The organism is Pseudonocardia sp. WMMC193, assembly GCF_021728735.1.
GTDB classification, from domain to species: Bacteria; Actinomycetota; Actinomycetes; order Mycobacteriales; family Pseudonocardiaceae; genus Pseudonocardia; species Pseudonocardia oroxyli.
Map to the genome: position 1 here is coordinate 6,309,867 of NZ_JAKKDO010000003.1, position 14,318 is coordinate 6,324,184.

Sequence of the window (14,318 nt, forward strand, 5' to 3'; positions counted from 1 at the left end):
AGTGAACGGAAAATCACTTCAGAGGGAGTCAGGGTGGACTTCACCGAGTCCGACGAGCACCGCGACCTGCGGGCCGCCGTCGGCGCGATCGCCGCCCCCTTCGGCGGGGCGTACTACGCCGAGCACGCCCGGGCGGGCACCGAGTGCACCGAGCTGTGGCACGCGCTCGGGGACGCGGGGTTCGCGGGGGTGAACGTCCCCGAGGAGTACGGCGGGGGCGGCGGCGGGCTGGTCGAGTTGGCCCTGGTCTGCGAGGAGATTGCCGCGCAGGGCGCGCCGATCCTGTTGTTGCTGGTCACGCACGCCATCTCGGCCGAGGTGCTGGTCGAGTACGGCACCGACGCCCAGCGCAAGGAGTGGCTCCCCGGCCTGGCGAGCGGGCGTCGCAAGGTGGTTTTCGCGATCACCGAGCCCGGCGCGGGGTCGAACACCCACAAGCTCACCACCCGGGCCCGCCGGGTCGGGGACGAGTGGGTGGTGACCGGCGAGAAGTACTACATCTCCGGGGTGGACGAGGCCGAGGCGCTGCTGCTCGTCGCCCGGACCGGGGACGAGGGGCAGCTGTCGCTGTTCCTGGTCCCCACGGACGCGCCGGGGCTGCAGAAGTCGATCCTGCCCGTGGACGTCATGCTGCCGGAGAAGCAGTTCACGCTGCACTTCGACGAGGTGCGGCTGCCCGCCTCCGCGCTGGTCGGCGAGGAGGGCCAGGGGTTCCGACAGGTCTTCCACGGGCTCAACCCGGAGCGGATCACGGGCGCGGCGCTGTGCGTCGGGATCGCGCGCTACGCCCTGTCCCGGGCCGCGCGGTACGCGGGCGAGCGCGAGGTGTGGGGGAAGCCGATCGGCACCCACCAGGGCGTCGCGCACCCGCTGGCCAAGGCGAAGATCGAGACCGAGCTCGCGGCGCTGATGACCCGCAAGGCGGCGTGGCTGCACCAGCACGGGCATCCGGCCGGGGAGGCGGCGAACATGGCCAAGTACGGGGCCGCGGAGGCGGCGCTGGCCGCCTGCGACGCCGCGATGCAGACCCACGGCGGCAACGGCGTGGCGCAGGAGTTCGGCCTGCTCCCGTACTGGGGCCTGGCCCGGCTGCTGCGGATCGCGCCGGTGAACCGGGAGATGGTGCTGAACTTCGTGGCGCAGCACAGCCTCGGGCTGCCGAGGTCGTACTGATGAGCTCCCTGATCCAGCGGGTCAACGTGGGTGACCAGCTCACCCGCAGCGCGTTCGCGCGCCCGGAGCAGCTCGCGGTGGTCGACGGGGACCGCCGCTGGACCTACGCCGAGCTGGACGCGTGGGTGAACCGGCTGGCCCGCGGCCTGCTCGAGCGCGGGTACGCCGTGGGGGACGCGCTGGCCCTGGCCTCGGCGAACAGCGCCGAGTTCCTCGCCGTCTACTACGCCTGCGCCAAGGCGGGTGTGGTCTGCGTGCCGATCAACCTGGGCTGGCGGGCCTCCGAGGTCGCCTACGTGCTCGGCCACTCGCGGGCGCGCGGGCTGGTGGTGGAGCGCGGGCTGGTCGAGGCGACGGCGCCCGCGGTCGCCGAGGCCGGCGTCGCGGACGTGGTGGTGGCGGAGTCCCTGGCCGACCTGGAGTCCGCGGACGCGTCCCCGGTCGAGGTCGACATCCCGGACCGCGCCCCGCTGAGCTACCTCTACACGTCCGGCACCACGTCGTTCCCGAAGGGCGTGGTGGGCACCCACCTGGGCATCCACCTGGAGTCGATGTCCGCGGCGCTGGACAACGGCTGGTCCGCGGCGGACCGCTTCGTCGCGATGATGCCGATGTTCCACACCGCCCAGCTGAACGCCTTCTGCACGCCCGCGATCACCGTCGGCGCCACGATCCACGTGCACCGCGGCTTCGAGCCCGAGCGCTTCCTCGACACGATCGAGCGCGAGCGGATCACGCAGGTGTTCGGGCTGCCGATGATGTACCGGGCGGCGCTGGAGCACCCGTCGTTCGGCGATCGGGACCTCGGCAGCCTGCGCCGCGCCACCTACGCCATGGCCGCGATGCCGGAGTCCCAGATCAAGGCCTGCCTCGACGGGTTCCGGTGCGAGTTCAGCCTGCTCTTCGGGCAGACCGAGATGTCCCCGATCACCACGCTGTTCCGGCCGGAGCACCAGCTCACGCACGTCGGCGCCGTCGGCACGCCGCTCACCGGCGTGCAGGTCGGGATCATGGCCGAGGACGGCACGCTGCTGCCGCGCGGCGCGACCGGGGAGATCGTCTACCGCGGGCCGTCGACCATGCAGGAGTACCTGCGCAACCCGGAGGCGACCGCGGAGGCGTTCCGGCACGGCTGGTTCCACTCCGGGGACGTCGGCCGGTTCGGCGAGGACGGCGTGCTCTGGTTCGCGGACCGCTCCAAGGACGTGATCAAGACCGGCGGCGAGAACGTGGCGTCCCTGGAGGTCGAGCGCGCCGTGTACGACGCCGCGCCGGACGTGGCCGAGGTGGTGGTCGTCGGGCTGCCGCACGCGCGGTGGAGCGAGGCGATCACCGCGGTCGTGGTCCCGAAGCCCGGGGCGGTGGTCGACCCCGAGGCGCTGCGGACGGCGCTGAAGGACCGGCTCGACGGGTACAAGGTGCCCAAGGCCGTGATCGTCGTCGACGAGCTGCCCCGCACGTCGACCGGGAAGATCCAGAAGAACGTCGTCCGCGACCGGTTCGGGGAGCACTACTCATGACCGTGCTGACGTCCCTGCTCGACACCTCCGCGGAGGCCTACGCGCACAATCGCGCGGCCCAGCTGGAGGTGATCGCCCAGCTCGACGAGCAGCTGCAGCTCGCCGTCGCGGGCGGCGGCGAGCGCTACACGCAGCGCCACCGGGAGCGCGGCAAGCTCACCGTGCGGGAGCGGCTGGAGCTGCTGCTGGACCCGGACAGCCCGTTCCTGGAGCTCTCCCCGCTGGCCGCGTGGGGCACCGAGTTCACCGTGGGTGCCTCGGTGCTCACCGGGATCGGCGCGGTGTCCGGCGTGGAGTGCGTGGTGATCGGGCACGACCCCACCGTGCGCGGCGGGGCGATGAACCCGTACTCGCTGCGCAAGACGCTGCGCGCGTTGGAGATCGCGCGGATCAACCGGCTCCCGGTGATCAACCTGGTGGAGTCCGGCGGCGCGGACCTGCCCACCCAGGCGGACCTGTTCGTGCCCGCCGGGCGGATCTTCCACGAGCTCACCGAGCTGTCGTCGCTGGCGATCCCGACCGTCGCGCTCGTCTTCGGCAACTCCACGGCGGGCGGCGCCTACGTCCCCGGCATGTGTGACTACGCGGTGCTGGTCGACCAGCGCGCCAAGGTGTTCCTCGGCGGTCCGCCGCTGGTCAAGATGGCCACCGGCGAGGAGTCGGACGACGAGTCGCTGGGCGGCGCCGAGATGCACTCCCGCGTCTCGGGCCTGTCGGACTACTTCGCCGCCGACGAGCAGGACGCCATCCGGCTCGGCAGGCGGATCCTGTCGCGGATCAACTGGCACAAGCTCGGCCCCGCCCCGGCGCGCGACCCCGCGCCGCCGCGCTACGACCCCGAGGAGATCCTCGGGATCCTGCCGCCCGACCCCAAGGTGCCCTTCGACCCGCGCGAGGTGCTCGCCCGCACCGTCGACGGTTCGGACTTCGACGAGTACAAGCCGCTCTACGGCACGTCCCTGGTCACCGGCTGGGCGAGCGTCCACGGCTATCCGGTCGGGGTCCTGGCCAACCACCGCGGCGTGCTGTTCAGCGAGGAGGCCAAGAAGGCGTCCGAGTTCATCCTGCTGGCCAACCAGACCGACACGCCGCTGGTCTTCCTGCAGAACACCACCGGCTACATGGTCGGCAAGGACTACGAGCAGGGCGGGATCATCAAGGACGGCGCCAAGATGATCAACGCCGTGACCAACAGCCGCGTCCCGCACCTGACGATCAACATGGCGTCGAGCTTCGGGGCGGGGAACTACGGCATGTCCGGCCGCGCCTACGACCCGCGGCTGATGTTCGCCTGGCCCGGCGCCAAGCTCGCGGTGATGGGGGCGGCGCAGCTCGCCGGGGTGATGTCGATCGTCGGGCGGGCGTCGGCCGCGTCGCAGGGGAGACCGTTCGACGAGGAGGGAGACGCCGCCCGCACCCGGGCGATCGAACAGCAGATCGAGGCGGAGTCGCACGCCTTCTACGTCACCGGGAAGCTCTACGACGACGGCGTCGTCGACCCCCGGGACACCCGCACCGTGCTCGGCCTGTCGTTGTCGGCCGTGCACTCCCAGACCGTCGCAGGCCGCCGTGGCTTCGGCGTCTTCCGGATGTGAGGCCCGTGATTCGGAAACTCTTGGTGGCCAACCGCGGTGAGATCGCCGCCCGCGTCATGCGCACCGCGCACGACCTGGGCATCGGCACCCTCGCCGTGTACTCCGACCCCGACGCGGACGCCCCGTTCGTGCGGCTCGCCGACGAGGCGGTGCGGCTCCCCGGCGCCGCCCCGTCGGACACCTACCTGCGCGGCGACCTGGTGATCGCCGCGGCCCGCGCGACCGGTGCGGACGCCGTGCACCCCGGCTACGGCTTCCTGTCGGAGAACGCCGGGTTCGCACGGGACTGCGCCGCGGCCGGCCTGACGTTCGTCGGCCCGACGCCCGAGGCGATCGCGTCGATGGGCTCCAAGCTCGAGGCCAAGGCGCTCATGGAGTCCGCCGGGGTCCCGGTGCTGCCCGGGGCCACCGTCGGGCCGGAGTCCGACCTCGGGGCGCTCGCCGCGGAGATCGGGTACCCCGTGCTGGTCAAGGCCGCCTTCGGGGGCGGCGGGCGCGGCATGCGCGTGGTCCACACCCCGGCCGAGCTGGGCGCCGCCGTGGACGGCGCCCGGCGCGAGGCCGCCTCGGCGTTCGGGGACGGGACGGTGTTCCTGGAGCGGTTCGTCGTCGACCCGCGCCACGTCGAGGTGCAGATCCTCGGGGACACCCACGGCGAGGTCGTCAGCCTGTTCGAGCGGGAGTGCTCCATCCAGCGGCGCTACCAGAAGATCGTCGAGGAGGCGCCGTCCCCCGCGGTGGACCCCGCGCTGCGGGCCGAGCTCGGCGCGGCGGCCGTCGCGGCCGGGAAGGCGATCGGGTACACCGGCGCCGGGACCGTCGAGTTCGTGATGGACCAGCGCGGCGAGTTCTTCTTCCTCGAGGTCAACACCCGGTTGCAGGTGGAGCACCCGGTCACCGAGCTGGTCACCGGGCTGGACCTGGTGGCGCTGCAGCTGCGGGTGGCCGAAGGGGAGCCGCTGCCCGCGTCGGTCACCCGGGCCGCAATCGACGGGCACGCCATCGAGGTCCGGCTCTACGCCGAGGACGTCCCGGCCGGGTTCCTGCCCGCGACGGGCACCCTGCACCGCGTGCGCATCCCGGAGCTGCCGGGCGTCCGCGTGGACAGCGGCGTGGCAGACGGCTCGGTGGTCGGCCCGCACTACGACCCGATGCTGGCCAAGGTGATCGCGCACGGCCGCACCCGCGCCGAGGCCGCCCGCACCCTGGCCCGCGCCCTGCAACAGGCGCAGCTCCACGGCGTCACCACGAACCGGGACCTGCTCGTGGGGATCCTGCGCGAGGAGGAGTTCCTCGCGGGCCGCACCGACACCGGCTACCTGACCAGGCACGCCGAGCTCGTGAGTGGCAAGTGGTGCTCTGGCACCACTTCCCACGCACGGGCGCTCGCGGCGGCGCTCGCGGCACAGGCGGCGGACCGGGCGTCGGCGCGGGTGCTCGGGGGGCTGCCATCGGGATGGCGGAACGTGGGCGGACTGCCGCAACGGCGCAGCTACGAGGGGTTCGACGTCTCCTACTCGTTCCGTCGGGACGGGTTCACCGCCTCGGTCAACGGCGAGCCCCTCGAGGTGCGCGTGCTCGCCGCGAGTCCCACCGACGTGGACCTCGAGGTCGGCGGGGTGCGGCGGCACTACGCCGTGCACGCCGTGGCCGACACGACGTTCGTGGACGGGCCGGACGGGTCCGTCGCCCTGGTCGAGGTGCCCCGCTTCGCCGATCCGGACGCCGTCGCCCACGCCGGTTCGCTCCTGGCCCCGATGCCCGGCGGAGTGGTCCGGGTGCTCGCCACCGAGGGCGACGCGGTCACGGCCGGGCAGCCGCTCGTCGTGCTGGAGGCGATGAAGATGGAGCACACCGTGACCGCGCCCGTGGACGGCACCGTCGCCGAGGTCCGGGTCGCCCAGGGCGACCAGGTGGAGACCCGACAGGTGCTGGCGGTGGTCGAGTGAGCGTCACGTACGAGGTGGTGGCCGGGGTCGCCTGGCTGACCATCGACCGGCCCGAGGCGCGGAACGCGTTGAGCAGGGACGTGCGAGACGGGTTGTGGGAGGGCACGCGCCGCTTCGTCGCCGACCCCGACGCGGTGGTGCTGGTCCTGACCGGTGCGGGGGACAAGGCCTTCTGCGCGGGCGGGGACCTCAAGGAGATGGCGGAGACCGCCCTGGAGATCCCGCCCCCGGACTTCCTGCCGCAGTTCGGGCGCAACGTCGAGGTGCGCAAGCCCACGATCGCCGCCGTGAACGGGGTGGCCTACGCCGGTGGGTTCCTGCTGGCCCAGCAGTGCGACCTCGTCGTGGCGGCCGAGCACGCGCGGTTCGCGGTCACGGAGGTCAAGGTCGGGCGCGGGTCGCCCTGGGCCGCCCCGCTGTCCTGGCTGGTGCCGCCGCGGATCGCGCTGGAGATCCTGCTCACCGGGGACCCGCTCGACGCCGCCCGCGCCCAGGCGTTCGGGCTGGTCAACCACGTGGTGCCCGCGGCGGACCTGCGGGCCCGCACCCAGGAGCTCGCCGAACGGATCGCGGCGAACGCGCCGCTCTCGGTCCGGGCGGCCAAGGAGACGGCCTACCTCGGCAGGCCGGACGTCTGGGACCGAGCCGAGGAGATCTGGGCGCCCGTCTACCGTTCGGCGGACGCCCAGGAGGGCCCGGCGGCCTTCCGCGACAAGCGCACCCCGGTCTGGAAGGGGATCTGAGTGCCCGTCTCGATGCCGCTGCTCGCGGCCGACCTGGAGGCCGAGTCGGCGGTGCTGCGCGCGCTGCTCGCCGAGCTCGACGAGCCGGACTGGAAGCGCGCCACCCCGGCGGCGGGCTGGTCCATCGCCGACCAGGTCTCCCACCTGGCCTACTTCGACGACGTCACGGTCACGTCCGCGACCGAGCCGGAGGTGTTCGCCGCCGAGAAGGCCGAGCTGGAGGCGCGCGGCGGGGTGAACCCGGACGAGGTCGCGGCGCGCTACCGCGGGCTCTCCGGCGGCGAGCTGCTGGCCTGGTTCGACGCCTCCCGTGCCCGGCTCGTCCGCACGTTCGCCGCGCTCGACCCGGCGCTGCGGGTGCCGTGGTTCGGGCCCGCGATGAGCGCGGCCTCGTCGCTGACCGCGCGGATCATGGAGACCTGGGCACACGGCCAGGACGTCGCGGACACCCTGGGCGTGATTCGCGAACCCTCGGCGCGCCTGCGGCACGTGGCGCACATCGGGGTGGGGGCGCGGGCGTTCAGCCACGCCGTCCGCGGCCGTCCCGTGCCGGACGCCCCCGTGCGGGTGGAGCTGGACGCGCCGGACGGCTCGCTGTGGACCTGGGGGCCCGCGGACGCCGCGGACCGGATCACCGGCACCGCCCTGGACTGGGCACTGCTGATCACCCAGCGGCGGCACCGGGACGACCTCGCGCTCGTGGTCACCGGCCCGGCCGCGCAGGAGTGGGTGGAGATCGGACAGGCCTTCGCCGGTGCACCGGGCACCGGACGCGAGCCGGGGACGTTCGCGTGACCCGGCCGGTGGTCGTCGGCAACTGCTCCGGCTTCTACGGCGACCGGCTGCGGGCGGCGCGGGAGATGGTCGAGGGCGGCCCGATCGACGTCCTGTGCGGGGACTACCTCGCCGAGCTGACCATGCTGATCCTGGCGAAGGCCCAGGCCAAGGACCCCGACGCGGGTTACGCCAAGACCTTCCTGGCCCAGATGCGAGACGTGCTCGCCCTGTGCCTGGAACGCGGGATCAAGGTCGTGTCGAACGCGGGCGGGCTCAACCCGGCGGGCCTCGCCGCCGCGATCGAGGCGCTCGGGACCGGGGCCCGGGTGGCCTACGTGGAGGGAGACGACCTGCGCGGGTCGCTGGGTGCCGTCCGCCCGCCCGTCGAGGGGAAGCCCGTGTCCGCGAACGCCTATCTCGGCGGGTGGGGGATCGCGGAGGCCCTGTCGGCCGGGGCGGACGTCGTCGTCACGGGACGGGTCACGGACGCGTCGCTCGTCGTCGGCCCGGCGGCCTGGTGGCACGGCTGGTCCCCCGCGGACTTCGACGCCCTGGCCGGTGCGGTCGTGGCGGGCCACGTGATCGAGTGCGGGCCGCAGGCGACCGGCGGGAACTACTCGTTCCTGTCCGAGATCACCGACCGGCGCTATCCCGGCTTCCCGATCGCGGAGGTCGCGGCGGACGGCTCGTCGGTGATCACGAAGCACCCCGGGACCGGCGGGCTGGTCTCCGTCGGCACCGTCACGGCGCAGCTGCTCTACGAGATCGGCGCCCCCGCCTACCTCGGGCCGGACTGCACCACGCACTTCGACACCATCGCGGTGGCGCAGGTGGGGGAGCACCGGGTGCGGATCTCCGGCGTCCGGGGCAGCGCGCCGCCGCCGACGCTCAAGGTGGCCCTGAACGACGCGGGCGGCTACCGCAACACCATGACCCTCGTCCTGACCGGCCTGGACGTCGAGGCCAAGGCCGCGTGGGCCGAGGAGCTGCTGTTCTCCGTGCTCGGCGGCCGGGACCGGTTCGCCGAGGTGGACGTGCGGCTGCTGCGCTTCGACCGGCCCGACGCGCCGGCGAACGAGCAGGCGACCGCCCACCTGCGGATCACCGTGAAGGACCCGGACCCGAGGCTGGTCGGCCGGGCGTTCTCGAACGCGACGATGGAGCTGGCGCTCGGCGGCTACGCGGGCTTCCACACGACCACCCCGCCGACCGCGGAGTCGGCCTACGGCGTCTACCGCCCCGCCGCCGTGCCGCGGGAGGCGGTCACGCACACGGTCGTGCTGCCGGGCGGGGAGCGCCGGGTGATCCCGGACCCGGAGGTCGGCGCGCCCGTCGCCCCACCCCGCACTGACGGCGCATCCGCATCGGTTGCCGAGGTGCGGGTCGATGCGCCCGTCGCCCCACCCCGCACTGACAGCGCATCCGCATCCGGCGCCGAGGTGCGGATCGGCCGTCAGCGCAAAGGTGCCGCGCTGAGGGACCTGCCCCTCGGGACGGTCTGCGGGGCGCGGTCCGGGGACAAGGGCGGGGACGCGAACATCGGGGTGTGGGTGCGCACCGAGGCCGAGTACGCCTGGCTGCGCGGGTTCCTCACCGCCGACACCGCCCGCGACCTGCTCGGACCCGAGGTCGCAGACCTGGAGATCGAGGTGCACGCGCTGCCGAACCTCAAGGCGCTCAACGTCGTGGTCCACGACATCCTGGGCGCGGGCGTCGCGTCGAGCACCCGCCCCGACCCGCAGGCCAAGGGTCTGGGCGAGTACCTGCGCAGCCGCGTGGTCCCGATCCCGGAGGAGCTGCTCTAGGAGGACGCGCCCGGGACCACCCGGTCCAGCCAGGCGAGCAGGTCCGCGACGACCTCGTCCCGGTTGGTCTCGTTGAACACCTCGTGCCGGGCCCCGGGCCACACCGAGAGCGTCACGTCCTTCACCCCGGCGGCGGCGAGCCGGTCGACCAGGGGTGTGACCAGGGCGAGCCCGGCGTTCACCGGGTCCGCGTCCCCGACGGTGATCAGCACCGGGAGGTCCGGGCGGATCGCGGAGACGTCGACGACCGCGCGGCCGCCCGCGAACATGCCCTGCGTGCCCTCGACGTCGAGCCCGAAACCGCACTCCGGGTCGGCGACGTAGAGGTCGACCTGGGCGGGGTCGCGGGAGAGCCACTCGTACCCGGTGCGCTGCTCGAACGGCGCGTTGAAGGACGACAGGTCCATCGGGCCGGACAGGTCGAGCGCGGGTTCGAGCAGGTCCAGCAGCGCGGTGCCGGACAGGACCAGCCCGTCGACGGCGTCGGAGTGCCCGAGGATCCACTGCTGCGCGGCGAACGAGCCCATCGAGTGGCCGAGCAGCACCACCGGCACGCCCGGGAACTCCGCGCGGCCGAGCTCGAGGAGCACCCCGATGTCGTCGACCAGCGCGGGCCAGCCGCCCGGGAGCACCCCCTGGGTGACGGCGGTGGCGCCGTGCCCGCGGTGGTCCTGCGCCTGCACCGCGAAACCCTGCTCCACCAGGGCCGACGCCAGGGGCGCGTACCGGCGGGCGTGCTCGCCCATCCCGTGGGTGAGCTGCACGAGCCCGCGGGGCGGGCCGGTCGGGGTCCAGCGGTAGGCGGTGATCTCGGTGCCGTCCCGGCCGGGGAAGGTGAAGGTCTGCACGGGGACTCCTCTGCTGGGCTCAGGTGCGGGTCCATGCTCCCAGGACGAGCAGCGTCTTGGTGCCGGCGATGGTGGCCGCGGTCCGCAGCCGGTCGATGACGTGCTGCAGGTGCGGGACGTCGCGCACCCGCAGGTGCACGAGCGCGTCCGGGTCGCCCGCGATCGTGTAGACGGCCTGCACCTCGGGGACGGTGGTCGCGGTGGCGACGATGTCCGCCACCCCCGTCGAGCCCGCGTAGCGCAGCTCGGTGAACGCCTCCACCCCCCAGCCGAGCTTCGTGTGGTCCACCCGCACCGTGAACCCGGTGATCACGCCGATCTCCTGCAGCCGGTCCACCCGCCGCTTCACCGCCGCCACCGACAGCCCCACGACGCCCGCCATGTCCGAGTACGTCCGCCGCCCGTCCTCCAGGAGCAGCCCGAGCAGTCGGTGATCCAGGTCATCCACATCCGCCACGCGCAAGAGACTACGGCTGACGACGGCCTGGACGGCAATATTTTGCGTTCTCGGGGGCACTTCCCCCGAGTCGCTTGCGTGCCGCGTCGTCGCTCGCTGCACTGTGACCATGGTGACCCTCGACGACCGCTACGCCGCGCACCGGGGCCGGGCGCTGCTGACCGGCATCCAGGCACTCGTCCGGTTGATGATCGAGCAGCGCGCCCTGGACACCGACCGGGGCCTGGACACGCGCGTCTTCGTGTCCGGCTACCAGGGCTCGCCGCTGGGCGGGTTGGACTCGGAGCTGCTGCGCTCGCAGCGGTTCCTCGACGGCATCGTGTTCCAGCCGGGGGTCAACGAGGAGCTCGCCGCCACCGCGGTCGCGGGGACCCAGCTGCTGGGCCAGGTCCCGGGGCGGCGACACGAGGGCGTGGTCGGGTTCTGGTACGGCAAGAACCCCGGGCTCGACCGGGCGGCGGACGCCATCAGGCACGGCAACCTCGCCGGCACCGCGACCCTGGGCGGGGCGGTGGCGATCATCGGTGACGACCCGGCGTCGAAGTCCTCGACCGTGCCGAGCTCGTGCGAGCCGATGGCACAGAGCCTGGTCATGCCGGTGCTGGCGCCGGGCACCGTCGAGGAGATCATCGGGCTGGGGCTGCACGCGGTGGCGCTGTCCCGGGCCTCGGGTCTGTGGACCGGGTTGAAGATCGTGGCGGACAACGCCGACGCCTCCGCGACGGTGGACCTCGCGCACCTGCGCGACGGCATCCCGCTCCCGCCCGCGCAGGCCCGCCCGGCCGCGGGCGCACTCGTCGGGCCGTCCGCGCTCGACGCCGAGCACGACATGCTCACCCGCCGCCTCGACCTGGCCCGCCGGTACGCGCGCGAGACCGGCCTGAACCGCGCGGTCTTCGCGCCGGCGGGCGCGACCCGTGGGCTCCTCGCGAGCGGCACCGGGTTCGCGGTCCTGCAGCGTGCGCTCGACGACCTGGGCCTCGACGAGGCCGCGTGCGCGCACCTGGGCATCCGGCTGATCCGCCTCGACATGCCCTGGCCGACCGACGCCGCCGAGCTGCGCAGGCTCACCGCGGGCCTCGACGAGGTGCTGGTGGTGGAGGACAAGGTGCCGTTCCTGGAGGGGCACCTGCGCGAGGCGCTCTACCGCGTCCCGGACGCGCCGCTGGTGATCGGCCGCCGGGACGACCACGACCGCCCGTTGCTCACCGCGCGCGGTCAGCTCGGGGCCGAGGAGGTCGCGCAGGCGCTGGCCGCGCGGATCGGGGCGGACCGGCTGCCGCGCCCGCTGGTCGAGGTGCGGCGGCCGTCCCGGATCACGCTGCCGCTGGCCGCCCGCACCCCGTTCTTCTGCTCGGGCTGCCCGCACAACACCTCGACCAAGGCCGCGGACGGCACGCTGGTGGGGGTCGGGATCGGCTGCCACGCCATGATCGCGATCAACCCGGAGGGCCGCGGGACGCAGATCGGCCTGACCCAGATGGGCGGCGAGGGCACCCAGTGGCTGGGCCTGGCCCCCTTCACCGACGACCGGCACTTCGTGCAGAACCTCGGCGACGGCACCTTCCACCACTCCGGCTCGCTCGCGATCCGCGCCGCGGTCGCGGGCGGGGCGACGATGACCTACAAGCTGCTCTACAACGACGCCGTCGCGATGACCGGCGGCCAGCAGGCCGTGGGGCGGCTGTCGGTCCCGGAGATCGTGGCGCTGCTGGAGACCGAGGGCGTCCGCAAGATCGTCGTCACCACCGACGACCCCGCGAAGTACCGCGGAACGGCGCTCGACGTGCGGCATCGGGACGACTTCGCCGAGGTGGAGGCCGAGCTCGCCGCGCTCGACGGGGTGACCGTGCTGATCCACGACGACCGCTGCGCCGCCGAGGAGCGCAGGCTGCGCAAGCGGGGCAAGCTCCCCACGCCGGCGGAGAAGGTCGTGGTCAACGAGCGGGTGTGCGAGGGCTGCGGGGACTGCGGGGACCAGTCGACGTGCCTGTCGGTGCAGCCCGTCGCGACGGAGTTCGGCCGCAAGACCCGCATCCACCAGTCGTCCTGCAACTCCGACCTGTCCTGTCTCAAGGGAGACTGCCCGTCGTTCCTGCTGGTGGAGCCGGGCACGGTCGTGCGGACCCCGCCGGAGCTGCCGGTCGCCCTCGTCGAGCCCGAGCCGCGCTTCGACGGCGACGAGACCCTGGTCCGCATGCCCGGCATCGGCGGGACGGGCGTGGTCACCGCCTCGCAGATCCTGCAGATGGCCGCGCACCTGGACGGGCTGTTCGCGGCGGGGCTGGAGCAGGTCGGGCTGGCGCAGAAGGGCGGCCCGGTCGTCTCGGACGTCCGGATCGCGAAGCAGCCGGTCCGCGGCGCGGTGCGGGCCTCGCGCGGCACCGCGGACGTGCTGCTCGGGTTCGACGTGCTCGGCGCGGCCGCGGCGGCGAACCTCGCCGTGGCCCGGCCCGAGCACACCGTGGCGGTGCTGAACACCGCGGTCGTGCCGACCGCCGCCATGGTCCGGGGCGGGGTGCTGGACACGGCCGACGACGCCGTCGCCCGCATCGCCGACGCCACCGCGAGCGTGGTGGCGGTGGATGCGCAGGCCGTGGCCGAGACCCTGTTCGGCGACCACATGCCCACCAACATGGTGCTGCTCGGCGCCGCCTACCAGGCAGGCTGCCTGCCGGTGTCCGCCGGAGCCCTCGAGGAGGCGATCCGGCTCAACGGCGCGTCGGTCGAGAAGACCCTGACCGCGTTCCGGTGGGGCCGCGCGGCGGTGCTCGACGCCGCGGCCGTCCGTGCGGCCCTCGGTGCCGCCCTGCACCCGCAGCCCGGCACCGGCCCGGCGGAGACCCTCGACGAGGTCCTCGCGGTCCGCGTCGAGGACCTCACCGGCTTCCAGGACGCCGCGTTGGCCGCGCGCTACGCCGAGGAGGTCCGCCGCGTCGCGTTGACGGCAGGCGAGCGGGTCGGTGCCGCCTACGCCCGCGGCCTGCACAAGCTGCTGGCCTACAAGGACGAGTACGAGGTCGCCCGCCTGCACCTGGACCCGGCGGAGAAGGCCCGCCGGGACGCCGAGTTCGGGCCGGACGCGAAGGTCTCGGTCCTGCTGCACCCGCCCGTCCTGCGCGCCCTGGGGATGAAGAACAAGATGCGGCTCTCCGGGCGCACCGCCGACCTGGCCTTCCGTGGGCTGCGGGCGGCGAAGGGCCTGCGCGGCACCGCCTTCGACGTGTTCGGCTACGCCGGGGTCCGCCGCGTCGAGCGGGAGCTGGTGGGGGAGTACCAGGCCCTGGTCCGCGAGGCGCTGTCCCGCACCGCCGACGAGGACGCCCTCGTCGAGATCGCGGAGCTGGCCGACCTGGTGCGGGGCTACGAGGACATCAAGCTCGCCAACGTGGCGCGATTCCGGGCCGAGGCAGACCTGCGGCTGCGCCGCCTGTGAGTGGTAAGTGGTGCT

General features: G+C 73.7%; 10 protein-coding genes. 8 read left to right on the top strand and 2 right to left on the bottom strand.

Annotated elements, in window-relative coordinates; genetic code table 11:
* The first annotated feature begins 33 nt into the window (after window positions 1-33).
* The 7 genes from L3X23_RS32285 to L3X23_RS32315 are packed head-to-tail and all read left to right on the top strand — an operon-like array spanning window position 34 to window position 9,562.
* Window positions 34-1,173 carry an acyl-CoA dehydrogenase family protein gene (locus L3X23_RS32285; protein WP_237197142.1) on the top strand — a complete coding sequence of 380 codons (1,140 nt, stop codon included), beginning with the start codon at window positions 34-36 and terminating at the stop codon, window positions 1,171-1,173.
* A complete protein-coding gene (locus L3X23_RS32290; RefSeq protein WP_237197144.1) occupies window positions 1,173-2,693 on the top strand; it encodes an AMP-binding protein in 1,521 nt (506 codons plus the stop codon). Before L3X23_RS32285 ends, L3X23_RS32290 begins: the two co-directional genes overlap by 1 nt.
* The gene (locus L3X23_RS32295) at window positions 2,690-4,288 is read left to right on the top strand and encodes an acyl-CoA carboxylase subunit beta (protein ID WP_237197146.1); all 1,599 of its coding nucleotides are present in this window, start codon (window positions 2,690-2,692) and stop codon (window positions 4,286-4,288) included. Before L3X23_RS32290 ends, L3X23_RS32295 begins: the two co-directional genes overlap by 4 nt.
* 5 nt (window positions 4,289-4,293) lie before the next feature.
* Window positions 4,294-6,237, top strand: a complete 1,944-nt coding sequence (locus L3X23_RS32300) for a biotin carboxylase N-terminal domain-containing protein (RefSeq protein WP_308116970.1) — start codon at window positions 4,294-4,296, stop codon at window positions 6,235-6,237.
* Entirely contained in the window at window positions 6,234-6,980 is a 747-nt protein-coding gene (locus tag L3X23_RS32305; RefSeq protein ID WP_237197148.1) for an enoyl-CoA hydratase/isomerase family protein, read from the top strand. Before L3X23_RS32300 ends, L3X23_RS32305 begins: the two co-directional genes overlap by 4 nt.
* Complete coding sequence (locus tag L3X23_RS32310; protein ID WP_237197150.1) at window positions 6,981-7,775, top strand: TIGR03084 family metal-binding protein; 795 nt, start codon at window positions 6,981-6,983, stop codon at window positions 7,773-7,775. It abuts the gene before it with no gap.
* Window positions 7,772-9,562: an acyclic terpene utilization AtuA family protein gene (locus L3X23_RS32315; protein ID WP_237197153.1), complete on the top strand. Its 1,791-nt coding sequence runs from the start codon at window positions 7,772-7,774 to the stop codon at window positions 9,560-9,562. Before L3X23_RS32310 ends, L3X23_RS32315 begins: the two co-directional genes overlap by 4 nt.
* Here L3X23_RS32315 and L3X23_RS32320 read toward each other — a convergent pair.
* Together L3X23_RS32320 and L3X23_RS32325 are read right to left on the bottom strand one after the other, a co-directional pair.
* Complete coding sequence (locus L3X23_RS32320; protein ID WP_237197156.1) at window positions 9,559-10,410, bottom strand: alpha/beta hydrolase; 852 nt, start codon at window positions 10,408-10,410, stop codon at window positions 9,559-9,561. The genes L3X23_RS32315 and L3X23_RS32320 overlap by 4 nt on opposite strands.
* Before the next feature lie 19 nt (window positions 10,411-10,429).
* The gene (locus L3X23_RS32325) at window positions 10,430-10,867 is read right to left on the bottom strand and encodes an Lrp/AsnC family transcriptional regulator (RefSeq protein ID WP_237197158.1); all 438 of its coding nucleotides are present in this window, start codon (window positions 10,865-10,867) and stop codon (window positions 10,430-10,432) included.
* A 109-nt stretch (window positions 10,868-10,976) separates the two neighbouring features.
* On the opposite strand from L3X23_RS32325, the gene L3X23_RS32330 reads away from it, so the two are divergent.
* Window positions 10,977-14,303, top strand: a complete 3,327-nt coding sequence (locus L3X23_RS32330) for an indolepyruvate ferredoxin oxidoreductase family protein (RefSeq protein WP_237197161.1) — start codon at window positions 10,977-10,979, stop codon at window positions 14,301-14,303.
* The last annotated feature ends 15 nt before the right edge of the window (window positions 14,304-14,318 follow it).

Coding starts and splice junctions, on each gene's coding strand:
- L3X23_RS32290 (WP_237197144.1), top strand. CDS start 1,173: ATGAGCTCCCTGATCCAGCGGGTCAACGTGGGTGACCAGCTCACCCGC.
- L3X23_RS32295 (WP_237197146.1), top strand. CDS start 2,690: ATGACCGTGCTGACGTCCCTGCTCGACACCTCCGCGGAGGCCTACGCG.
- L3X23_RS32330 (WP_237197161.1), top strand. CDS start 10,977: ATGGTGACCCTCGACGACCGCTACGCCGCGCACCGGGGCCGGGCGCTG.